At 60.1% G+C, this 22,242-nt stretch carries 19 protein-coding genes; 16 read left to right on the top strand and 3 right to left on the bottom strand.

Going from position 1 to position 22,242, the window contains the following annotated elements:
• Positions 1–26: 26 nt before the first annotated feature.
• The 16 genes from uppS (at position 27) to AC1D11_RS21255 (ending at position 17,965) form a co-directional block, all read left to right on the top strand.
• Positions 27–767: a polyprenyl diphosphate synthase gene (uppS, locus tag AC1D11_RS21180; RefSeq protein WP_477649796.1), complete on the top strand. Its 741-nt coding sequence runs from the start codon at positions 27–29 to the stop codon at positions 765–767.
• Entirely contained in the window at positions 767–1,627 is an 861-nt protein-coding gene (locus AC1D11_RS21185; RefSeq protein ID WP_477649797.1) for a phosphatidate cytidylyltransferase, read from the top strand. The genes uppS and AC1D11_RS21185 overlap by 1 nt, the downstream gene beginning before the upstream one ends.
• Positions 1,628–1,640: 13 nt before the next feature.
• Positions 1,641–2,828, top strand: a complete 1,188-nt coding sequence (ispC, locus tag AC1D11_RS21190; protein WP_477649798.1) for a 1-deoxy-D-xylulose-5-phosphate reductoisomerase — start codon at positions 1,641–1,643, stop codon at positions 2,826–2,828.
• Between the two features lies 1 nt (position 2,829).
• Positions 2,830–4,203: an RIP metalloprotease RseP gene (gene rseP / locus AC1D11_RS21195; protein WP_477649799.1), complete on the top strand. Its 1,374-nt coding sequence runs from the start codon at positions 2,830–2,832 to the stop codon at positions 4,201–4,203.
• 13 nt (positions 4,204–4,216) lie between these two features.
• The gene (bamA, locus tag AC1D11_RS21200; protein WP_477649800.1) at positions 4,217–6,514 is read left to right on the top strand and encodes an outer membrane protein assembly factor BamA; all 2,298 of its coding nucleotides are present in this window, start codon (positions 4,217–4,219) and stop codon (positions 6,512–6,514) included.
• Positions 6,514–7,020 carry an OmpH/Skp family outer membrane protein gene (locus tag AC1D11_RS21205; RefSeq protein WP_477649801.1) on the top strand — a complete coding sequence of 169 codons (507 nt, stop codon included), beginning with the start codon at positions 6,514–6,516 and terminating at the stop codon, positions 7,018–7,020. The genes bamA and AC1D11_RS21205 overlap by 1 nt, the downstream gene beginning before the upstream one ends.
• Positions 7,021–7,068: 48 nt before the next feature.
• Complete coding sequence (gene lpxD, locus AC1D11_RS21210) at positions 7,069–8,133, top strand: UDP-3-O-(3-hydroxymyristoyl)glucosamine N-acyltransferase (RefSeq protein WP_477651266.1); 1,065 nt, start codon at positions 7,069–7,071, stop codon at positions 8,131–8,133.
• Positions 8,130–8,570 (top strand): 3-hydroxyacyl-ACP dehydratase FabZ, encoded by a 441-nt coding sequence (gene fabZ / locus AC1D11_RS21215; protein WP_477649836.1) that lies wholly within the window; start codon positions 8,130–8,132, stop codon positions 8,568–8,570. The genes lpxD and fabZ overlap by 4 nt, the downstream gene beginning before the upstream one ends.
• A gap of 155 nt (positions 8,571–8,725) precedes the next feature.
• The gene (gene lpxA / locus AC1D11_RS21220; RefSeq protein ID WP_477649837.1) at positions 8,726–9,520 is read left to right on the top strand and encodes an acyl-ACP--UDP-N-acetylglucosamine O-acyltransferase; all 795 of its coding nucleotides are present in this window, start codon (positions 8,726–8,728) and stop codon (positions 9,518–9,520) included.
• Positions 9,521–9,618: 98 nt separating this feature from the next.
• Positions 9,619–10,749, top strand: coding sequence for a lipid-A-disaccharide synthase (gene lpxB, locus AC1D11_RS21225; protein ID WP_477649846.1), 1,131 nt, complete (start codon positions 9,619–9,621; stop codon positions 10,747–10,749).
• On the top strand, positions 10,721–11,338 hold the full coding sequence (rnhB, locus tag AC1D11_RS21230; protein ID WP_477649838.1) for a ribonuclease HII: 618 nt from the start codon (positions 10,721–10,723) through the stop codon (positions 11,336–11,338). The genes lpxB and rnhB overlap by 29 nt, the downstream gene beginning before the upstream one ends.
• The gene (locus AC1D11_RS21235) at positions 11,335–12,129 is read left to right on the top strand and encodes a TrmH family RNA methyltransferase (RefSeq protein ID WP_477649839.1); all 795 of its coding nucleotides are present in this window, start codon (positions 11,335–11,337) and stop codon (positions 12,127–12,129) included. Before rnhB ends, AC1D11_RS21235 begins: the two co-directional genes overlap by 4 nt.
• A gap of 272 nt (positions 12,130–12,401) precedes the next feature.
• The gene (gene carA, locus AC1D11_RS21240) at positions 12,402–13,586 is read left to right on the top strand and encodes a glutamine-hydrolyzing carbamoyl-phosphate synthase small subunit (protein WP_477649840.1); all 1,185 of its coding nucleotides are present in this window, start codon (positions 12,402–12,404) and stop codon (positions 13,584–13,586) included.
• The gene (gene carB, locus AC1D11_RS21245; RefSeq protein ID WP_477651256.1) at positions 13,586–16,816 is read left to right on the top strand and encodes a carbamoyl-phosphate synthase large subunit; all 3,231 of its coding nucleotides are present in this window, start codon (positions 13,586–13,588) and stop codon (positions 16,814–16,816) included. Before carA ends, carB begins: the two co-directional genes overlap by 1 nt.
• A gap of 133 nt (positions 16,817–16,949) precedes the next feature.
• A complete protein-coding gene (gene greA / locus AC1D11_RS21250) occupies positions 16,950–17,426 on the top strand; it encodes a transcription elongation factor GreA (protein ID WP_477649842.1) in 477 nt (158 codons plus the stop codon).
• 101 nt (positions 17,427–17,527) lie between these two features.
• Positions 17,528–17,965: a DUF4149 domain-containing protein gene (locus AC1D11_RS21255; RefSeq protein ID WP_477649843.1), complete on the top strand. Its 438-nt coding sequence runs from the start codon at positions 17,528–17,530 to the stop codon at positions 17,963–17,965.
• Between the two features lie 77 nt (positions 17,966–18,042).
• On the opposite strand, the gene folD is transcribed toward AC1D11_RS21255, so the two are convergent.
• From folD to AC1D11_RS21270, 3 genes are all read right to left on the bottom strand, one after another.
• Positions 18,043–18,909, bottom strand: a complete 867-nt coding sequence (gene folD, locus AC1D11_RS21260) for a bifunctional methylenetetrahydrofolate dehydrogenase/methenyltetrahydrofolate cyclohydrolase FolD (protein ID WP_477651257.1) — start codon at positions 18,907–18,909, stop codon at positions 18,043–18,045.
• Between the two features lie 82 nt (positions 18,910–18,991).
• On the bottom strand, positions 18,992–19,618 hold the full coding sequence (locus AC1D11_RS21265; RefSeq protein WP_348047552.1) for a response regulator transcription factor: 627 nt from the start codon (positions 19,616–19,618) through the stop codon (positions 18,992–18,994).
• Positions 19,619–19,668: 50 nt separating this feature from the next.
• Positions 19,669–22,236, bottom strand: a complete 2,568-nt coding sequence (locus AC1D11_RS21270; protein ID WP_477649845.1) for a PAS domain S-box protein — start codon at positions 22,234–22,236, stop codon at positions 19,669–19,671.
• Positions 22,237–22,242: the final 6 nt, after the last annotated feature.

Genomic DNA, 22,242 nt, shown 5'->3' on the forward strand with positions numbered 1-22,242 from the left:
CGCCTCGTCGTCTGGCCTGATTCACCATGGCCACCACCCATCCCATAGTCCCGCACCACGTTGCCATCGTCATGGATGGCAATGGTCGCTGGGCGACCAAACGGTTTTTACCCCGCATTGCTGGCCACAAGCAGGGCGTTGATTCGCTCAGCCGCTGCGTTCGCGCCTGCCTGGACCGCGGCATCGGCGTCCTCACGGTTTTCGCTTTTTCTTCCGAGAACTGGAACCGGCCGGCTGAAGAAGTGTCCGGGCTGATGGAGTTGCTGGCCTATTCTCTTTCCAAGGAAGTCCCCAGCCTGAATGCCAACGGCGTGCAACTGCGTTTTGTCGGAGACCGCCAGCGGCTCTCCGAGAAAGTCCAGGCAGGGCTGGCGCAAGCTGAACTCGACACCTCAGCCAACCAGCGGCTGGTTTTTAATGTGTGCTTCAACTACGGCGGCCGCTGGGATATTGCCCAGGCTGCGAACAGGTTGGCCAGCCGCGGTGAAGCCATTACCGAACTGTCGCTGGACAGCGAGATGGCGCTGGCGCACGTGCCGGACCCGGACCTGCTGATTCGCACAGGAGGTGAGTTGCGGATCAGTAATTTTTTGCTGTGGCAGGCAGCTTATTCAGAGCTGCATTTCTCCGACAGGTTGTGGCCTGAATTTGACGAGGCGGCGCTGGACGAGGCGATCGCCGTCTTTCGGACTCGCGAACGACGCTTCGGCAAGACCTCCGCCCAGGTCAGTGGCCGCAGCACCAATGAAAATACAAAGGCTGCCTGATGCTTAAACAGCGCGTGATCACAGCGATTGTCCTTCTGGCTATTTTGCTGCCAGCCCTTTTCTACAAGACGCCAGAGCCCTTTTGTGCCGTCGCGCTGCTGTTGATTGCTGCAGGTGCCTGGGAGTGGGGCCGGCTGAATGCGCTCGGGCAGGGAGCCTCTGTGGGACTCGCCGCCGTTTGTGTCGGGCTGTGCGCGCTCGCGTGGTACTTTGGCCTGCTCGTAAAACCGCTACCGCTTCTGTGGGCTGCTGCAGGTGCTGCCTGGGTGCTTGCCGGTGGCTGGTTGCTTCGCAATGGCGTGGCGGGCTGGCCGCGCATACCCAAGGTAATTCGCCTTTCAGGGGGGCTGGCTGCGTTGTTGGTCGCCTGGCTGGCCGTGGCCCAGGCCCGTGTGGCGGGCATTGACTTTTTGCTGTCCGTTCTGCTGCTGGTCTGGGTGGCCGATATCTTTGCCTACTTTGCGGGTCGCGCCCTGGGAGGCCGGTTCAGCAGGGGCAAGCTGGCTCCTTCAATCAGCCCGGGTAAAAGCTGGGAGGGCGTGTGGGGCGGCATGGTCGGTGTGGTGGCGCTGTCGCTGGCCTGGGTGTGGCTAGGCCGTGCGGGCATTGGCGGTGGCTTCTGGGCTGACGCCACGCTTTACAGCCGCCTGGCTGATCATCACGGCGTGGTCGTCATGCTGCTGGCGGTTATTTTCCTGGCCGCCATGAGTGTGGTGGGCGATCTGGTCGAGTCTCTTATCAAGCGCAGTGCCGGGGTGAAGGACTCGAGCGGACTGTTGCCGGGCCACGGCGGCGTGCTCGACCGGGTCGACGCGCTATTGCCCACGCTGCCCCTGGCAATGATGCTGGTTACCCTTTAGGCTTTGCTCCCGTATGTCCTTTGAAAAGCAGCGTGTGACCGTTTTGGGCTCCACGGGGTCCATTGGTGTCAACACGCTTGATGTCATCGCCCGCCACCCTGGGCGCTTTGAGGTATTTGCCCTCAGCGCGGCAACCCAAACGGACTTGATGCTGGCGCAGTGCGCCCAGTTCAAACCCCAATACGCGGTGATGGCCAGTGAGCCGCATGCCCGTTTGCTGGCCGAGAAGATCAAGGTAAATCAGCTTCCGGTGCAGGTTCTATGGGCGCAAGACGCTCTCGAAATGATAGCGTCGCACGAGTTGGTGGATACCGTGATGGCCGCTATTGTGGGCGCTGCCGGGTTGGGCCCGTGCATGGCGGCCGCAAAGGCGGGCAAGCGCCTGCTGCTCGCCAACAAGGAGGCCCTCGTTGTCGGCGGCGAAGTGTTTATGCGGGCGGTTCGTGAAGGGGGAGCCCGGTTGCTGCCGATTGACAGTGAGCATTCGGCCATTTTCCAGTCATTGCCCGAAGACCCGGCGGTGTGGCCCCGGCGCATCGAAAAAATCATGCTGACCTCGTCGGGCGGTCCTTTTCGCGCCCGTGATCCGGCAACTCTGCGCGACGTAACGCCCGAGCAGGCCTGCACGCACCCGAATTTTTCGATGGGCCGCAAGATTTCTGTGGATTCGGCCACGATGATGAACAAGGCTTTGGAGGTGATTGAAGCCAAGTACCTGTTTGGTGTCGTGCCGGAGCAGATCGAGGTGGTGATCCATCCGCAGCAAATCATCCATTCGATGGTGCAGTTCCATGACGCATCGGTGATGGCCCAGCTGGGTACGCCGGATATGCGGGTGCCGATAGCTTATGGCCTGTCCTGGCCGGAACGGATCGAAAGCGGCACGGCGCGCCTGGATTTTGCCCGCATGGCCGCCATGACATTCGAGGTCCCGGACTTTCAGCGCTTTCCCTGCCTGCCTTTGGCCTGGGAGAGTTTGCATGCGCCGCCGGGCACTTGCGTGGTACTGAACGCAGCCAATGAGATTGCTGTGGCGGCCTTTTTGGACCGGCGCATCCGCTTCGACCACATTCATCATGTAAACCATGCAACTTTGGAGGCCGCGGCAGTCTCTCAGGTGGACGATATAGAGGGCTTGCTGGCGCTGGATGCGCAAGCCCGCCGCGTTGCCACTCAAATCACCCAACGTCTGGAGTCCTGAGATGCTGACACTGGTTTCTTTCGTTGTGACTCTCGGTATCCTGATTGCCGTGCACGAATACGGCCATTACCGCGTCGCAGTGGCGTGTGGCATCAAGGTCCTGAAGTTTTCCATCGGATTCGGCAAACCTATTTACACCTGGAAGCTCAAAAACAAGTCGACAGAGTTTTCCATCGGCATGCTGCCCCTGGGCGGCTACGTCAAGATGCTGGATGAGCGTGAGGCCCCGGTGGATCCATCCGAGCGCCATCTGGCTTTTAATACCCAGCCGCTGAAATCGCGGGTTGCCGTGGTGGCCGCCGGCCCGGCCGCCAATTTGCTGCTGGCCGTGTTGCTGTACGCCGTGGTCAACTGGAGTGGCTTGCAGGAGCCCAAAGCCATTTTGGCCAGCCCGGTGGCAGGATCGCTTGCCGAAAAGGCTGGCCTGGATGGCGGAGAAACGGTTCAGCAGGCGGCTTTTGAAGGCGACGACCTGGAAGTCGTTCATTCTTTTGAAGACTTGCGCTGGAGGCTCACCCAAGGTGCACTGGATGGTCGCGACCTCACCTTGGTGCTTGGCAGCGATGGCGCAGCGTCAGGGCAGACGGTGCGGTTGCCCCTCAGTACGCTGGGTGCTCCCGAAGCAGATGCCGACCTGTTCAGGAAAATTGGCATTCTCGGCCCCTGGACCCGTCCCGTGATTGGTAATGTGATGCCCGGGGGCGCCGCCGAAAAATCCGGACTGCGTGCCGACGATCTCGTGCTTCGCATCGGCGAGACGGCCATTGTGGATGGGCAACAGCTGCGCGAAGTGATACGTACCTCTGCCCGCTCGCCCGGTGCGAGCGCTGCCGTTGTCCCGCAGACATGGCAAATCAGCCGTGCCGGCGCATCCCTGGCGCTGCAAGTGACGCCTGAGCTCAAGGCAGTGAACGGGGTGATGGTGCCCCGGATTGAGGCCTATGTGGGAGCCCCTCCCGAGTTTGTCACGGTGCGTTACGGCCCCGTCGATGGTTTGTGGCAAGGCGCCGTCCGTACCTGGCAGGTTTCACTGCTCACGCTCAAGATGATGGGAAAAATGGTCATCGGCGAGGCATCACTAAAAAACCTGAGTGGCCCGCTCACGATTGCGGACTATGCGGGGAAGTCGGCAAGCCTTGGGTGGAGCAGTTATCTGCTGTTTTTGGCCCTTATCAGCGTGAGCCTTGGTGTCCTGAATTTACTGCCGCTGCCGGTTCTGGATGGGGGGCACCTGATGTATTATCTTTGGGAGGGGATCACCGGCCGGGGCGTGTCTGACGCCTGGATGGACCGGTTGCAGCGCGGTGGCGTTGCAATCCTGCTGGGCATGATGTGCGTTGCCCTGTTTAACGATGTCACCCGGCTTTTGGGCTAATTCCTTACATTTCATGCAAAAACAAATAAATCGCTTCAAAGTTCGTGCAGTTTGCGCTATCGCCGCCGGTCTTTTTGCAGCCAGTTCGGCTTGGGCCGTTGACCCTTTCACGGTGCGCGATATCCGGGTTGAAGGCTTGCAGCGTGTTGAGCCCGGAACCATTTTTGCCTCCTTGCCCTTTCGGGTCGGCGAAACCTATAACGACGACAAGGGTTCCACCGCCATTCGTGCGCTGTTTGGGCTGGGTCTGTTCAAGGACGTGAGACTTGAAGTCAGTGGCGACGTATTGGTGGTGATCGTTGAAGAGCGTCCCACCGTCGCTGACGTGGACTTTGTGGGTGCCAAGGAGTTCGACAAGGACGCGCTCAAGAAGGCACTCCGCGAGGCCGGTGTTGCGGACGGCCAGCCGTTCGACAAGGCGCTCGCCGACAAGGCGGAGCAGGAGCTCAAGCGCCAGTACATCAACAAGAGCCTGTACGGCGTTGAAATTGTCACCACCGTCACGCCGATCGAACGCAATCGGGTCAACCTGACTTTCAGTGTGACCGAAGGCGATGTCGCGAAGATCAAGGAAATCCACATTACAGGCAACAAGGCGTTCAGCGAGTCAACCCTCCTGAGCCTCTTTGACCTTGACACAGGTGGCTGGCTCAGCTGGTACACCAAGTCGGATCGTTATTCGCGCACCAAGCTCAATGCCGATATTGAAACGCTGCGCTCCTACTACCTTTCACGGGGCTACCTCGAGTTCAAGATCGACTCTACCCAGGTTGCGATTTCCCCGGACAAGCAAAGCATTGCCATCACCGTCAACGTGACCGAGGGCGAGCGTTTTGTGGTTTCGGGCGTCAAGCTTGAGGGCAACTACCTGAACAAGGAAGAAGAGTTCAAGACACTCGTGAAAATCACGCCTGGTGAAGCCTACAACGCGGACGAGGTCGCTGAAACGACCAAGGCGTTCAGCGACTATTTCGGCACTTTTGGCTACGCTTTTGCCCGCGTCGAAGCGGTGCCGGAAATCGACCGTGTCAATAACCGCGTGGCATTTGTGCTTCAGGCAGAACCATCCCGCCGTGCTTATGTGCGGCGCATCAACGTGGCCGGAAACAATCGCACGCGCGATGAAGTCGTGCGTCGCGAGTTCCGCCAGTTTGAGTCGTCCTGGTACGACGGCGACAAAATCCGGCTTTCCCGCGACCGTGTCGACCGCCTGGGCTTCTTTACAGATGTGAATGTAGAAACGCAGGAAGTGACCGGCACAAACGACCAGGTCGACATTACGGTGAACGTGGTTGAAAAACCAACCGGTAATTTGCAGCTTGGTGCGGGCTATTCCAGTGCGGACAGCCTCTCGCTGGTATTCGGCATCAAGCAGGAAAACGTTTTTGGCTCCGGCAATTACCTGGGCGTTGAAGTCAACACCAGCAAGTCAAACCGCCAGATTGTGCTCAGCACCATTGATCCGTATTTCACGGCCGACGGCATTTCGCGCACCATTGATGTCTATGACCGCACGTCGAAGCCTACCTCTGGCCAAGGTGGTGACTACAGCCTGAAAACGCGGGGCGCAAGCATTCGTTTCGGTGTCCCGTTTACCGAGAACGACACGGTTTATTTCGGTACTGGTTACGAGCAATTGAAGATCGTGCCGGGCACCAATCTGCCAGTGAGCTACCTGAACTATGCAAACCAGTTCGGCTATACAAGCAACTCGATTCCGCTGACCGTGGGCTGGTCGCGCGACAGCCGCGACAGTGCGCTGGTACCTACCTCGGGCCTGTACCAGCGCGTGTATGGTGATTGGGGTGTTGCCGGCGATATTAAATTTGTGCGAGCCAATTACCAGGCTCAAAAATACATTCCGCTCAACAAGCAGTTCACGATTGCGCTTAATGGCGAGTTTGGCTGGGGTAAAGGCCTGAGTGGCCAACCTTATCCGCTCTTCAAGAACTACTATTCGGGTGGCCTGGGTTCCGTGCGCGGGTTTGAGCAGGGCTCATTGGGCCCGCGAGATGCATCCGATCTCGCTATCGGTGGTCCGAAGAAGCTCACGCTCAATGCCGAACTCATTGCTCCGTTTCCTGGTGCGGGCAATGACCGTACCTTGCGCCTTTATGGGTTTGTGGACGCAGGCAACGTTTTTGGTGAGAATGAGCGTTTCCGTGTGAATGACCTGCGGGCCTCCACAGGTATTGGTATCAGCTGGATTTCCCCAGTGGGGCCCTTGCGCATCGCTATTGCGACGCCGCTGCGCAAAATGCCAGGCGATAGAATAGAGCGGTTGCAATTCCAAATTGGTACATCTTTCTAATGAAGCATTTTTCAATCAAAATTTTCCTGGGCGTTGCCATTGCACTGGCGGGTATCTCCGCAAGTGCGCAGGAGTTCAAGGTCGGGATTGTCAACCTGGACCGGATTTTCCGGGAAGCCAATTCCGCGAAAGCCGCCCAAACCAAACTGGAGCAGGAATTCAGCAAGCGTGAAAAAGAGCTGAACGATCTGGCGACCCAGCTGAAAACACTCTCCGACAAGTTTGAGCGTGAAGCCCCAACGCTTGCCGAGAGCCAGCGTGTTTCGCGGCAAAAGCAGCTTGTCGATCAGGATCGGGACTTCCAGCGCAAGCGCCGTGAGTTTCAGGAAGACCTGAACACCCGCAAAAATGAAGAGCTCCAGCAAGTCATCGAACGCGCCAACAAAGTCGTGAAGACGCTGGCTGAGACGGAAAAGTACGATCTGATCCTCCAGGAATCGGTCTATGTCAATCCCAAGCATGACATCACCGACAAGGTGATCAAGGCGTTGAACGCTTCCCGTTGATTGCGGGGTGTTCACCACGATCACCATCGTGAAAATGGCAGGCGCAGTGTGACACTCCGTCTTGCCGATATCGTTGAATCCCTAGCCGGTGCCGTACAGCTCGAACTGGTCGGCGACCCCGGCCTGCAGATAGAGCGGCTCTCCACTTTGGAGGCCGCCGGTCCCGCAGACCTTAGTTTCCTCAGCCATCCCAAATACCTGTCCAAGCTCGCGCAGTCCGAAGCTGTCTGCGTCATCGTGGCGCCCGCCGCGCGCGAGGCCGCAGTCAAGCGGGGCGCCTGCATCATCACAGACGATCCCTACCACGCTTTTGCGCTGGTTACCCAACTCTGGAAGCGGCGACATTCCCCACAGGTGGTTCCGCACATTCACCCCAGTGCCTATGTCGATTCCTCTGCCATCGTGGCGTCCGGCGTTTCGATTGGTGCATTTGCCTGCGTTGGCCAAGGCGCGGTGATTGGTGAAAATGCGCGGATTGCAGAGCATTGCGTCGTCGGGCCGCATGCGCAAATCGGCGCGAACACCCGGTTGTCGGCGCGCGTGACTGTCGCCGATGGCTGCCGCGTCGGGGAGCGCTGCATCGTACATTCCGGCGCGGTGATCGGCGCTGACGGTTTTGGCTTTGCATCGCACCAGGGGCAGTGGGTGAAGATCGAGCAACTCGGCGGTGTGCAGATCGGCAATGATGTCGAGATTGGTGCCAACACCTGCATTGACCGCGGTGCGCTGCAGGACACGGTGCTGGAAGATGGTGTGAAGCTCGATAACCTGGTCCAGATCGGCCACAACGTCCGGGTTGGCAAACATACCGCCATGGCCGGCTGTGCCGGCGTCGCGGGCAGCGCCACAATTGGTGCGCATTGCACGGTGGGGGGCGGCGCCATTGTGCTGGGCCACTTGACGCTCGCCGATGGGGTGCATGTTTCGGCTGCATCGGTGGTAACCCGATCCATTTTGAAGCCCGGGCATTACACCGGTCTCTTTCCCATCGACGACAATGTTGTCTGGGAAAAAAATGCCGCTACGCTCAAGCAGCTTCATACGCTTCGCGAGCGTCTCAGGGAGGCTGAAAAAGCGATCCTGCATTCAGGACACACTCAAGAAAAATCATGATGGATATCCACCAAATTCTCAAACAGCTGCCGCATCGTTATCCCATCCTGCTGGTGGACCGGGTGCTGGAAATCGAAAAAGGCAAACGCATCAAGGCGCTCAAAAACGTCACGATCAACGAGCCCTTTTTCATGGGGCACTTTCCCCATCACCCGGTGATGCCGGGGGTATTGATACTGGAAGCCATGGCGCAGGCGGCCGCGCTGCTGGCTTTTGAAACGCTGGGCGTCACGCCCGACGACAAGACAGTCTATTACTTCGCCGGCATCGACGGCGCACGCTTCAAGCGGCCCGTTGAACCTGGCGACCAGCTGATCATGGACGTCACACTGGACCGCATGAAGGCCGGCATTTTCAAATTCAAAGGGGTCACCAGGGTAGGTGAGACCATTGCCTGCGAAGCCGAATTGATGTGCACCATGCGCACGATCGCGTGAATGGCCTCCACGCTTTTCGCTTCGCGTAATTCGCTGCCCCCCGAGGGGGCTGCTGCGCCTGCGGTCTGGCGGAGCCAGTCCCGCGGCCCCGGTGTGAAGGGGGACTTGCCCATACGGCTTTTGGCCGACCTATTCGCTGAACAGTTGATTTCGTCATGACGGCTATACATTCCACTGCACTTATTGATCCGCAAGCCCAGCTCCATGAGTCGGTGAGCGTCGGTCCCTATACGGTCATTGGCCCGCACGTGAAGATTGGTGCCGGCACCACCGTGGGCGCCCACTGCGTGATCGAAGGACACACCACCATAGGCCGTGACAACCGGATTTTCCAGTTCAATTCGCTGGGCGCAATTCCGCAGGATAAAAAATACGCGGGTGAGCCTTGTGAGCTGGTGATCGGCGACCGCAACACCATTCGCGAGTTCTGTACCTTCAACATCGGCTCGCCGGGTGACAGCGGCGTGACCCGTGTGGGGGACGACAACTGGCTCATGGCCTATGTGCATCTGGCGCATGACTGCGTGGTGGGCAACAACACCATTTTTGCCAACAACACCCAACTGGGTGGGCATGTGCATGTCGGCGACTGGGTAATTCTGGGCGGATTCACCGTCGCGCATCAGTTCGTGAAAATCGGTGCCCACAGCTTCACCGCCATGTGCTCGCTGCTGTTTGCCGATTTGCCGCCTTTTGTCATGGCGCAGGGCCAGCCAGCCGAGGCGCGTTCCATGAATTTTGAAGGGCTGCGGCGACGGGGCTTTTCACCAGAGCGAATTTCCGCTGTCAAGGCCATGCACAAAGCGCTATACCGTGACGACCTGACCCTGGATGTATCGCGCGAACGCATTGCCGCTCTGACGGAAAAGTACCCGGATGCCGCGCCTGATGTGCAGATGATGCTTTCATTTCTGGAACAAACCTCGCCGCAGCGCGGCATTGTCCGGTAAGACCTATGTCATTGATGGAGCCGAGCCCTCTGCCAGCCCGTAGAGAGGCAGGCCTCCCCGCTGTGCCGCCGCTGGCAGGCCGCGCCCCTTGCATGGCGATGGTCGCGGGCGAAACCTCTGGAGATTTGCTCGCCGGCCTGCTGCTCGATGGTTTCAAGGCCCGCTGGCCGGGACTGACATCAAACGGTATCGGCGGCTCGCAGATGGCAAACCGTGGTTTTAACGCCTGGTGGCCCAGTGAAAAGCTGGCGGTACGCGGGTATGTTGAGGTATTGCGGCATTACCGCGAGATTGTCGGCATACGCGAACAATTGAAGCAACGCCTGCTGGATCAGCGCCCGGACCTTTTCCTGGGCATTGATGCACCCGACTTCAATCTTGACCTGGAGGCGGCGCTCAAGGCCAAAGGCATCAAGACCGTGCATTTTGTCAGCCCCTCCATCTGGGCCTGGCGTGCCGACCGTGTTGAGAAGATACGGCGCAGTGTGGATCATGTGCTGTGCATTTTCCCTTTTGAGCCGGCGTTGCTGGCGGCCCACGGCATTGCCGCGACCTATGTGGGTCACCCGCTGGCCAATGTCATTCCCCTGCAGCCTGACCGCGCAGCGGCCCGGCGCAAACTGGGTTTGCAGGATGAAGACACCGTGGTGGCCATTCTTCCAGGCAGCCGGAAATCCGAAATCCAGTACCTCGCGCAACGATTCTTTAAGGCTGCAGCCCTTATCCAACGTGCGCAACCAGCTATCAAATTTATAGTGCCGGCCATTCCCGCGCTGAAGCACATGATTGAGCGCCATGCCGACCTGGAAGGAATGAAACCCCATCTGCAGATCATCGAGGGCCAGTCCCACAGTGCACTGGCGGCATGCGATGTAACGCTGATAGCCAGCGGTACCGCCACGCTGGAGGCGGCGCTTTTCAAGCGGCCCATGGTGATCGCCTACAACATGAACTGGCTGTCATGGCAAATCATGCGGCGCAAGAAATTGCAGCCTTGGGTGGGCCTGCCCAATATCCTCTGCCGGGAGTTTGTCGTTCCGGAGCTGCTGCAGGACGCCGCTACGCCTGAGGCCCTGGCAGCGGGCGTGCTGAAATGGGTTGACGCAAAGTCTTCGGCACCTGACAAAATAGCGGCTGTAGAACAAAGATTTACCGCGCTGCATGCGGAACTGCAGCGGGACACTTCAAAACTGGCGACTGATGCGATCCAGCAAATTCTTGAAAGCTGAGCAAACGCCCTTGTCATGGGATACGCCTGGCCTTGTGGCTGGCGTGGACGAAGCCGGCCGCGGACCGTTGATGGGCCCCGTGGTCGCGGCTGCCGTCATTCTTGATGAGCTCAATCCCATCCAGGGATTGGCCGACTCCAAAAAACTCACCGCCTTGCGCCGCGAAAAGTTGTATGACGAAATCCGCGCCAAGGCGCTGTGTTGTTCGATTGCGCTGGCAAGCGCCGAAGAAATCGACAGCATCAATATCCTCCAGGCCACCATGCTGGCCATGCGGCGCGCGGTGGAAGGCTTGCGCCTGAAGCCCAACAAGGTGCTTGTTGACGGCAACCGGTTGCCGACGCTGATCATCCTTTCCGAGGCCATTGTGGGTGGCGACGCGCTGGTGCCTTCGATTTCCGCTGCATCGATCCTGGCCAAGGTCTACCGCGACCGCTGGTGCGCGGAATTCCATCTTGAGTATCCCCAGTACGGGTTTGCCGACCATAAAGGCTACGGCACGGCCGAGCATCTGGCTGCGTTGCGCGAACACGGCGCCTGTCCCCAGCATCGCAGGTCCTTTGCGCCGGTGGCCGAGGTCTTGCGGTGAGTTCCAGCTCTTCCGGATCCTCTGGCTCCGCCACTTACATCACTTCGCGCGACAACCCCCTGATCAAGGAGCTGCGCAAACTGTCGCAAGACAGCACCGGGTACCGCAAGCAGGGCCGCGTCTGGCTGGAGGGCGATCACTTGTGCCGTGCAGCGCTGGCGCGCGGCTTGAAACCTGCCATCGCTGTATTCTCTGAATCATTTTGGTCTGCAAGCCAGTCTGAATGGGCGCAAGCAGCTATCAAAAACATAGTGATTCCCGATGCGCTGCTGCCGGAAATCAGCGGCCTGGAGTCACCCGCACGCATGGGTTTTGTGCTGGATTTGCCGGCGCCTGGCAGCCCGCAACCCCATGCAGCCTCGGTCATCCTGGACCGGGTGCAGGATGCCGGCAACGTGGGCTCAATCCTGCGCAGCGCAGCGGCCTTTGGCTTTGGCCAGATTCTCGCCCTCAAGGGCACGGCGGCGCTCTGGTCGCCCAAGGTGCTGCGCGCCGGTATGGGTGCCCACTTTGCGCTGCAACTGGTGGAGGGCCTGGAGCCCGAGGCACTGGCAGCATTGACCGTGCCCATCGTCGTCACCAGCTCGCACCAGGGCAGCTTTTTGCATCAGCAGAAGTTACCTATGCCGTGTGCGTGGGCCATGGGCCACGAAGGGCAGGGCGTCAGCGACGACCTCATGAGCCGGGCGGCGCTCAAGGTCCGCATTGACCAGCCGGGGGGCGAGGAGTCTCTTAATGTGGCAGCCGCGGCCGCAATTTGCCTTTACACCAGCTCCGTACAGACGGCGTAACGCCCGCCCGGGCGCGTTGACAGCCCCCAGTCTGCTTATATGGCGGATGGATTTGATGCCCATATTCGGCTGATTTCTCCGACTATGTGTTTAAAGCATGAACAGACGTCCAGCTCAAGCTATAATCAAGGGCTTTTCAAAACACAGCTTCGCCCGAGCGCAGACAAAGCAAACACCCTCACAAAAGCAGCCATCTAAGGCAGCCAGCAAGAGTCTCAACGAGACGTTTCTTGTGCACGCTTGGGCGAACCGTAACCAACCCGGAGAACCCAGTGCTTTTGTCTCTACAGGGATCACGCGAAAAATCCCCACACGCCATCCTGGCGCTCGCAGACGGCACGGTCTTTATCGGCAATTCCATTGGAGCCCCAGGCTCCACAGTCGGCGAGGTGGTGTTCAACACCGCCATGACCGGCTACCAGGAAATCCTCACGGATCCCAGCTACTGCCAGCAGATCGTCACCCTCACGTACCCGCACATCGGCAACTACGGCATCAATGCCGAAGACGTCGAGGCTGAAAAAGTCCATGCCGCCGGCCTGATCATCAAGGACCTGCCGCTGCTGGCCTCGAATTTCCGCATGACCATGACCTTGTCCGAATACCTGGTCAAGGAAAACACAGTAGCCATCGCCGGCATAGACACCCGCCAGCTGACACGCCACCTGCGCACCAAGGGCGCGCAAAACGGCTGCATCCTGGCACTGCCTGCAGGCCAAGAAGTCAGCCAGCCCGCGATCGAAAAAGCCGTCGCGGCAGCCCGCGGCGCCCCCAGCATGGCCGGCCTGGACCTGGCCAAGGTGGTCTCCGTCAAGCAAACCTACGAATGGACGCAGACCGAGTGGAAGCTCGGCGCGGGTTATGGCGTGCAGATCACGCCGAAATTCCACGTCGTGGCTTTCGACTTTGGCGTGAAGAAAAACATCCTGCGCATGATGGCCGAGCGCGGCGCGCGCATCACGGTGGTGCCGGCGCAAACGCCTGCCGCCGACGTCCTCAAGCTCAAGCCCGACGGTATCTTCCTGGCCAATGGCCCGGGCGACCCTGAGCCCTGCGACTACGCGATTGCAGCGGTGCGCGAACTCATTGAGACCGGCATCCCGACTTTCGGTATCTGCCTGGGCCACCAGATCATGGCACTGGCCAGCGGCGCGAAGACCTTCAAGATGAAGTTCGGCCACCACGGCGCCAACCATCCGGTCAAAGACCTGGACAATGGCCGCGTCAGCATCACCAGCCAGAACCACGGTTTTGCGGTCGATGAAAAAAGCCTGCCCGCCAATCTGCGGCCCACGCACATCAGCCTGTTTGACGGCACGCTGCAGGGCCTGGCCCGTACCGACAAGCCGGCATTCTGCTTCCAGGGCCATCCGGAAGCCTCGCCTGGCCCGCACGATATTTCGTATCTGTTTGATCGTTTCACAACCCTCATGGAACAGCATGGAGGGAACAAATAATGCCAAAACGTACAGACATCAAAAGCGTCCTGATCATCGGCGCCGGCCCCATCATCATCGGCCAGGCCTGCGAGTTTGACTACTCCGGCGTGCAGGCCTGCAAGGCGCTGCGCGAAGAAGGCTACAAGGTCATTCTGATCAACAGCAACCCCGCCACGATCATGACCGACCCGGCTACCGCCGACGTCACCTACATCGAGCCCATCACCTGGCAGACGGTTGAAAAAATCATCGCCAAGGAGCGTCCCGACGCCATCTTGCCGACCATGGGCGGGCAGACCGCGCTCAACTGCGCGCTCGACCTCTGGCACAACGGCGTGCTCGACAAATACAAGGTCGAGTTGATCGGCGCCAAGCCCGAAGCCATCGACAAGGCCGAAGACCGCCTGAAGTTCAAGGACGCGATGACCAAGATCGGCTTGGGCTCGGCCCGCTCCGGCATCGCGCACAGCATGGACGAAGCCTGGGCCGTCCAGAAAACCGTCGGCTTCCCGACCGTGATCCGCCCCAGCTTCACCCTGGGCGGCACCGGCGGCGGTATTGCCTACAACTCCGAAGAGTTTGAAGTCATCTGCAAGCGCGGCCTGGAAGCCTCGCCCACCAACGAGTTGCTGATCGAAGAGTCGCTGCTTGGCTGGAAAGAGTACGAGATGGAAGTCGTGCGCGACACCGCCGACAACTGCATCATCGTTTGCTCGATTGAAAACCTGGACCCAATGGGCGTGCACACGGGCGACTCGATCACCGTGGCGCCGGCCCAGACGCTGACCGACAAGGAATACCAGATCCTGCGCAATGCCTCCCTGGCCGTGCTGCGCGAGATCGGGGTGGACACCGGCGGCTCCAACGTGCAGTTCTCCATCAACCCGGTCGATGGCCGCATGGTCGTGATCGAGATGAACCCGCGCGTCTCGCGCTCTTCGGCACTCGCTTCCAAGGCCACGGGTTTTCCGATCGCCAAGGTCGCGGCCAAGCTGGCTGTCGGCTACACGCTCGACGAGCTGCGCAACGAAATCACGGGCGGCGCCACCCCGGCGAGCTTCGAGCCCAGCATCGACTACGTCGTCACCAAGATTCCGCGCTTTGCGTTTGAGAAATTCCCGGCGGCTGATTCACGCCTGACCACGCAGATGAAATCCGTGGGTGAAGTGATGGCCATGGGCCGCACCTTCCAGGAGTCCTTCCAGAAAGCGCTGCGCGGCCTGGAAGTTGGCGTCGACGGCATGAACGAGAAGACGCAAGACCGCGAGGTGCTTGAGAAAGAACTTGGCGCTCCCGGCCCTGACCGCATCTGGTATGTGGGTGATGCGTTTGCCCTCGGCATGAGCGTCGATGAAGTTTTTGCGCTGACCAAAATCGACCCCTGGTTCCTCGTTCAGATCGAGCAGATCGTCAAGATTGAGCTTGAGCTTGAGACGACTTCGCTAGACAAGATTGACGCCGTCACGCTGCGCGCGTTGAAGCAAAAAGGATTCTCCGACCGCCGCCTGGCGAAGCAGCTCAAGACCACCGACACGGCTATTCGCGAAAAGCGCCGTGCGCTGGGAGTGCGTCCGGTCTACAAGCGCGTAGACACCTGCGCCGCCGAGTTTGCGACCAATACCGCCTACATGTACTCGACGTACGAAGCCGAAGGCAGCGAGTGCGAAGCCGCACCCACCGACAAGAAAAAGATCATGGTGCTGGGCGGCGGGCCCAACCGCATCGGGCAGGGCATCGAGTTTGACTACTGCTGCGTGCATGCAGCGCTGGCGATGCGCGAAGACGGCTATGAAACCATCATGGTCAACTGCAACCCTGAAACCGTCTCGACCGACTACGACACCTCGGACCGCCTCTATTTCGAGCCACTGACGCTCGAAGACGTGCTCGAAATTGTCGACAAGGAAAAGCCGCTGGGCGTGATCGTCCAGTACGGCGGCCAGACGCCTTTGAAGCTGGCGCTGGACCTCGAAGCAAACGGCGTTCCCATCATCGGCACCTCGCCCGACATGATTGACGCGGCAGAAGACCGCGAGCGCTTTCAGAAACTGCTGCATGAGTTGAAGCTGCGTCAGCCGCCCAACGCGACGGCTCGCACCGAGCCCGAAGCGCTGGAAAAGGCTGCCGCGCTGGGCTACCCCCTGGTGGTGCGCCCCAGTTATGTCCTGGGCGGCCGTGCCATGGAGATCGTGCATGAGCAACGCGACCTTGAGCGTTATATGCGTGAGGCTGTCAAGGTCAGCCATGACTCGCCTGTGTTGCTGGATCGCTTCCTGAACGACGCCATCGAGTGCGACGTGGACTGCCTGCGAGACCCCGAAGGCCGCACTTTCATCGGCGGCGTGATGGAGCACATCGAGCAGGCCGGCGTGCACAGCGGCGACTCCGCGTGCTCTTTGCCGCCATACTCCCTGAGCGCCGAAACCGTTACCGAAATCAAGCGCCAGACCGCCGCGATGGCCGAGGCATTGACGGTGGTGGGTCTCATGAACGTGCAGTTCGCGATCCAGAACATTGACGGCAAAGACGTCATCTACGTGCTGGAAGTCAACCCACGCGCTTCGCGCACCGTGCCTTTCGTCAGCAAGGCCACCGGAATCCAGCTGGCCAAAGTGGCAGCACGTTGCATGGTGGGCCAGTCGCTGGCTTCGCAGGGCATCAAGGACGAAGTCACACCGCCTTACTTCAGTGTCAAGGAAGCGGTTTTCCCCTTCGTCAAGTTCCCGGGCGTGGACACGATTCTCGGTCCCGAGATGAAATCCACCGGCGAAGTCATGGGCGTGGGCAAGACTTTCGGCGAAGCCTTCGTGAAGTCCCAGCTCGGAGCCGGCACCAAACTGCCGACCTCGGGCAAGGTGTTCCTCACCGTGAAGAACAATGACAAGCCGCGAGCCGTGGAAGTCGCACGCGCTCTGGCCGCGCAGAAGTTCGAGCTGGTGGCGACCAAGGGTACTGCTGCGGCCATCCAGGCCGCGGGTATCGCCTGCACCGTGGTCAACAAGGTCACCGAAGGCCGGCCGCACGTGGTGGACATGATCAAGAACAACGAAATCGCCCTGGTCATCAATACGGTCGAAGAGCGGCGCAACGCGATTACCGATTCGCGCCAGATCCGCACCTCGGCGCTGCTGGCCCGTGTGACGACCTACACCACCATTGCCGGCGCCGAAGCGGCCGTAGAGGGCATGAAGTACCTGGACAACCTGCCGGTTTATTCCGTGCAGGAGTTGCATGCGCAGCTAGGCTGACAGCCAGACGACCCGGGTTTTTTCCGGATTTCAGCAGGCCCGATTTGCATTAAACTTGTTTGATTGAAATATTGGATTCAAGCGCCGCCGCCAGGTGACTGGTGGCGGTTTCGCTTTTGAGAGGAGCAAAAACATGGCAACCATTCCCATTACCAAGCGTGGCGCGGAAAGCCTCAAGGCCGAGCTGCACCAGCTGAAAACCGTTGACCGGCCCTGGGTCATCAATTCCATTTCCGAAGCGCGTGCCCAGGGTGACCTGAGCGAAAACGCCGAATACGACGCCGCCAAGGACCGCCAGGGCTTCATCGAAGGCCGTATCCAGGAAATCGAAGGCAAGCTTTCCGCCGCCCAGATCATCGACCCGTCCGAACTGGACGCGGGCGGCAAGGTTGTTTTCGGTTCCACCATCGAACTGGAAGATGAAGATACCGGCGACAAGGTGACTTATCAGATCGTGGGTGAAGACGAGGCCGACATCAAGGCAGGTCGGGTCAACATCAGCTCACCGATTGCACGTGCGCTGATCGGCAAGGACGAAGGCGATACAGCCGAAGTCCAGGCGCCAGGCGGTATCAAGCGCTACGAAATCATCGCGGTGATGTACATCTAAGAAACGTGGCCCCCACGTTCACTCACTGTGTGTAGTTCTCTGCCCCTTTTTTACATATTCCGGGGCTCGTTTCCTAGGGGCGGCCCGTCGGAAAATTTCCAATGAAGCGGCGCTTCAATGTGATGGTGGCGGCTCTCTGGTGGGGCAGCTTGACCGGTTTGGGATTTGTCGTGGTGCCCATGTTGTTCGCCAATTTGGGTGCACCTGCTGCGGCTGGTGCGATGGCGGCCAAACTCTTCACCGCGCAAACCTGGCTCAGCACAGGCTGCGCCATGCTGTTGCTGCTGGTTCTCAATAAAAAAGATGATGAAGCCCTTGCGCAGCAAGCGCAAGCTGCTATGAAATTCATAGTGGCAGGCTTGTTGCTGGCCTTGCTGGTGGAGTTCGGCATCGCGCCGCGCATCGTCAGTGCGCGTGCCGAAGGCGGCAACCTCAAGCTTTGGCATGGCCTGGGTACGGCGCTGTATGTTGTGCAGTGGCTGTGCGCCGGCCTGGCGCTGTGGCGCCTGAGTCGCTCGACGGTAACCGAAATCACCTGAGTTTCCCCGGCAAGCAGGGGCCGCGGGACCGGCTCTGCCGGACCGCAGGCGCAGCGGCCCCCTCGGGGGGCAGGGAGCTACACGGAGTGAGCGACCGTGGGGGCCATTTCCGCCGCTTCCAGCGTATTGACCAGCAGCATGGTGATGGTCATGGGGCCCACACCGCCCGGCACGGGCGTGATGTAGCCCGCCACTTCCTTCACGTCGTTAAAGTCCACGTCGCCGCAGAGTTTGCCTTCATCGTTGCGGTTCATGCCCACATCGATGACGACTGCGCCCGGCTTGACCATATCGGCCGTCAGCACGTTGCGCTTGCCGACAGCTGCCACGATCACGTCGGCCTGCAGCGTCATGGCCTTGAGGTCTTTGGTCGCGCTGTGACAGATGGTGACGGTGGCGTTCTTTTGCAGCAGCATCAATGCCATCGGCTTGCCGACGATGTTGCTGCGGCCGATGACTACAGCATGCTTGCCTTTGAGGTCACAGCCGATGCTTTCCAGCATTTTCATGCAGCCATAAGGTGTACAGGGCCAGAAGCCCGGCTGGCCGACCATGAGCGCGCCGGCACTGGCGACGTGAAACCCGTCGACGTCCTTGGCCGGAGAAATCGATTCGATGACTTTCTGTGCGTCGATGTGCGCCGGCAGCGGCAATTGCACCAGAATGCCGTGGATGGCGGGGTCATTGTTGAGTGCCTCCACACGGGCCAGCAGGCCGGCTTCGCTCAGGGTGGCGGGGTATTGCTCGAGCACCGAATGCAGGCCGTTGTCCTGGCAGGCCTTGACCTTGTTGCGCACATAGACCTGGCTGGCCGGGTTTTCACCCACCAGCACCACGGCCAGGCCCGGTGTGACTCCGCGCGCGCGCAGGGCGGCGGCGCGTTGGGCGACTTCAGCGCGCAGTTGTTTGGAGAGGGCGTTTCCGTCGATCAGCTGGGCAGTCATTTTATCGATTTTTCAAGTAAAAACGCCCGCAAATCCAATCATCACGGGCGCGAGCAGCTATCAGAAAGATAGCGGAAGGAGGTCAGCCTTTCGGTGCGTTGGATCCGAGGGCTATTTTGAGCAGGTCGGCCACGGTATTGGCGTTGAGCTTTTCCATGATGTTGGCGCGATGCGCTTCTACCGTCTTGATGCTGATGCCGAGGTCGTCGGCGATCTGCTTGTTGAGGCGGCCGGCCACGATGCGCTCGAGCACTTGCGCTTCGCGTGAGGTGAGCTTGGCGAGCAGGGCGTCGCGGCTGGCGGACTGCTGGTAGTCGCTGAAGGCTTCTTTGGCCTGCTCAAGCATGCGCTCGACCAGGTTGACAAGGGCTTCTTCCTGGAAAGGCTTCTGGATGAAATCCATGGCGCCTTTTTTCATGGTGTTGACCGCCATGGGTACGTCGCCGTGGCCGGTAATGAACACAATGGGGAGCGGTGACTTGCGCTCGACCAGGCGATCCTGCAGCTCAAGGCCCGTCATGCCGCCCATGCGGATGTCGACAATCAGGCAGGCGACTTCACGCGGGTCGTAGCGGGAGAGAAAGGTTTCGGCCGAGTCGTAGCAGCGGACCCGGTAGTCCTTGCCTTCGAGCAGCCACTGCAGGGAGTCGCGCACGCCCTCGTCATCATCAACGACGTAGACGGTACCTTTTTTGGGAATCAAGCTCATGCCAAACTTTCTTTCGTGAACTTCTCGAAAAGACGGTTCTTGAAGGGGTTTCAATGAACGCCGGTATCCTTGGTTGCTATGGTATCGCTAGCAGGCGCCACCGGTGCCAGCAGGGGCGTCACGGGGATCCAGAAGGTAAACCGGCACCCCACCACTTCGTCCCCATTGTAGAGGTTCTGGGCCTCCATTCTTCCCTGGTGGGACTCGACAATACTGCGGCAGAGTTTGAGGCCTATGCCCATGCCTTCGGCCTTGGTCGAATAGAAGGCTTCATACAGCCGGCCCATGACTTCAGGCGACAGGCCACGCCCCGTATCGAGCACCGAAAACTCCACCACGGCCTGGTCTTCAATCTGCTTGGGCACCACGCGCAATTCGACGCTGCGCCGCGCCGTGGGTAGATGGGCCTGCTCAATCGACTCGGCCGCGTTTTTCATCAGGTTGATCAGCACCTGCTCGATCAGGATGGGGTCCACCATGATGTCGGGCAGGCGGGCTGCGATGTAGTGGCTGAGCCGCACGTGATGGCGCCGCAACTCGATGTCGGCCAGCTCCATCGCGTTGCTCACGATGGTCGCCACGTCGGCGGAGCTGCGGTTGGGCTCGCTGCGTTTGACGAAGGAGCGTATGCGCTGGATGATCTGCCCGGCGCGGTGCGCCTGTTTGGCGGTTTTCTCCAGCGCCACCAGCAGGTCTTCGTTGCTGATCTGCTGGCCCTTGATGCGCGACACCATGCCGTTGCAATAATTATTGATGGCCGTCAGCGGCTGGTTGAGTTCGTGCGCCACGCTGGAGGCCATTTCACCCATGGTGATCAGGCGGCTCGCAGTCTGGGCCCGCTCGTTCTGCTGGGCTGCCTGTTCTTCGGCATGGCGCCGCGGCGTGATGTCGGTAGCAATCACCATCTGGGCCAGACGGCCGTCCACCCAGGTGAGGTAACGCGAACGAACTTCCAGCCACTTGCTGAGTTCGGGCACAAAAATTTCGGCATTTTCCGTCTGCGCCGCCGTCAGCGTATCGGTTGGGAAGCCCGCCAGGCCATCGACCGCATCCAGCGCATCTTCGGTGGGTACGGCGGATGGCACGCCCGCTTGTGCAATCAGGTTCAGATGGCCGGAGACTTCACCGCCAAACCACGAACGGTACAGTTTGTTGGCAAACAGCAGCTCTTCACTGCCCAGCGGCGCCACGGACACGGCCGCGTCCAGCCCCTCAAGTACCGTGGTGAAACGTTCGTAAGAAGCTGTGAGTTCTTCGCGAATGCGCTTGGGCTCGGTGATGTCTGTCATGGACGTCATCCAGCCGGTTTGCTGGCCGCGCGGATCAATCAGCGGCGAGACATACATGCGCGCGTCAAAAATCTGGCCGTTCTTGCGCTTGACGCGCACCTCGAAACCACCGGGCGGGGTGCGGCCGTGCAGCTCGTCGTCCAACCGCTGCATCAGGGTCTCGATCTCGCCTTCCGGCCAATGCGGGAAGGGCGGCGTGCGGCCTACCAGGTCGCCTTCAGTGAGGCCCGTCATCTGGCAAAACGCAGGGTTCACATAGGTGATGCGGCCCTGCAGGTCCAGCGCGCGCATGCCGGTCAGCATGGAGTTTTCCATGGCGCGGCGAAAGTTGGTTTCGGAGATCAGCGCTTGCTGGGCCTGCACGCGGCGACGCGTATGGCGCCAGGTGCCCAGCAGCATCCACACCGTCAGCGCGCTCAGGGCACTGACCAGCCAGAAAAAGCCGCTGCCCACCACGCCCAGTGAAGCCCGATAGCCTTCCGCGCGAATCAAGAGGCCGTTGCCTACCGGTGAAACCGGTATTTCATACTCGGCGGCTGCGTCGGTCCAGGGCAAGAGCCGGGCCGCAGGGTTGCGGGGCGGCGGGAGGTTGCCTGCCAGCACCGTGTTTTTGTCGTCGATCAGCGTGACCGCGTATTTGGCCGTCACGTCCGTCGGCACACCAAAGCGCAGCAGCCCGTCGATGGAGTATTCGCCCATGATGACGCCGGCAAATTTCCCCTGGTCATCGAGCGGCACCTGCAACTGCAGGGTAGGGGTGTTGTAGCCGCTGGCTTCCTTGGTCACCAGCGGGCGCGAATACACGGGTTGCCGCAGGTCTCTTGCCAGGTCGTAGGTGCCGTCTGTTTCGCCGACCTTGAGTTGCTCGCCCGCGCCGCGCAGCTGGCTGGCGTTGGCGCTGGGTGACACATAAGCCACCTTGATCCGCCGCCGGCTGTCCACCCAGGTGACTGCCATGAGTTCGGGGTACTGGTTGACCAGGGATTCGGCCTGCGAGATGAATTCTTCCGTGTCCACTTCCTTGTTGGAGACATCCCGCCCGATGCGCATGAGCTGCTCCTGGCGCTCCAGCAGGCGCAGGCGCAGGCGCTGCTGGGCATATTCCACATCGCGCTTGACGGCCTGCTGTTCCCGGTCGATTTCTTCGATGCGCAGGTAACCGAAGGCTGCGATCACGGCTGCCAGAAACAGCACCACGGCCAGCAGGGGACCCAAGGTGATGAAACGGTCCTGGCGCGACGGCGACTGCTTGCGCCACCACCGCCTCCACAGGGCAAAGGTGGCGGAGTTCGCCATCGTGTCGGCGGGGGCAGGTGCTTGCTGGGTCATAGGGAT

Source organism: Polaromonas sp. P1_E11 (genome assembly GCF_056405995.1).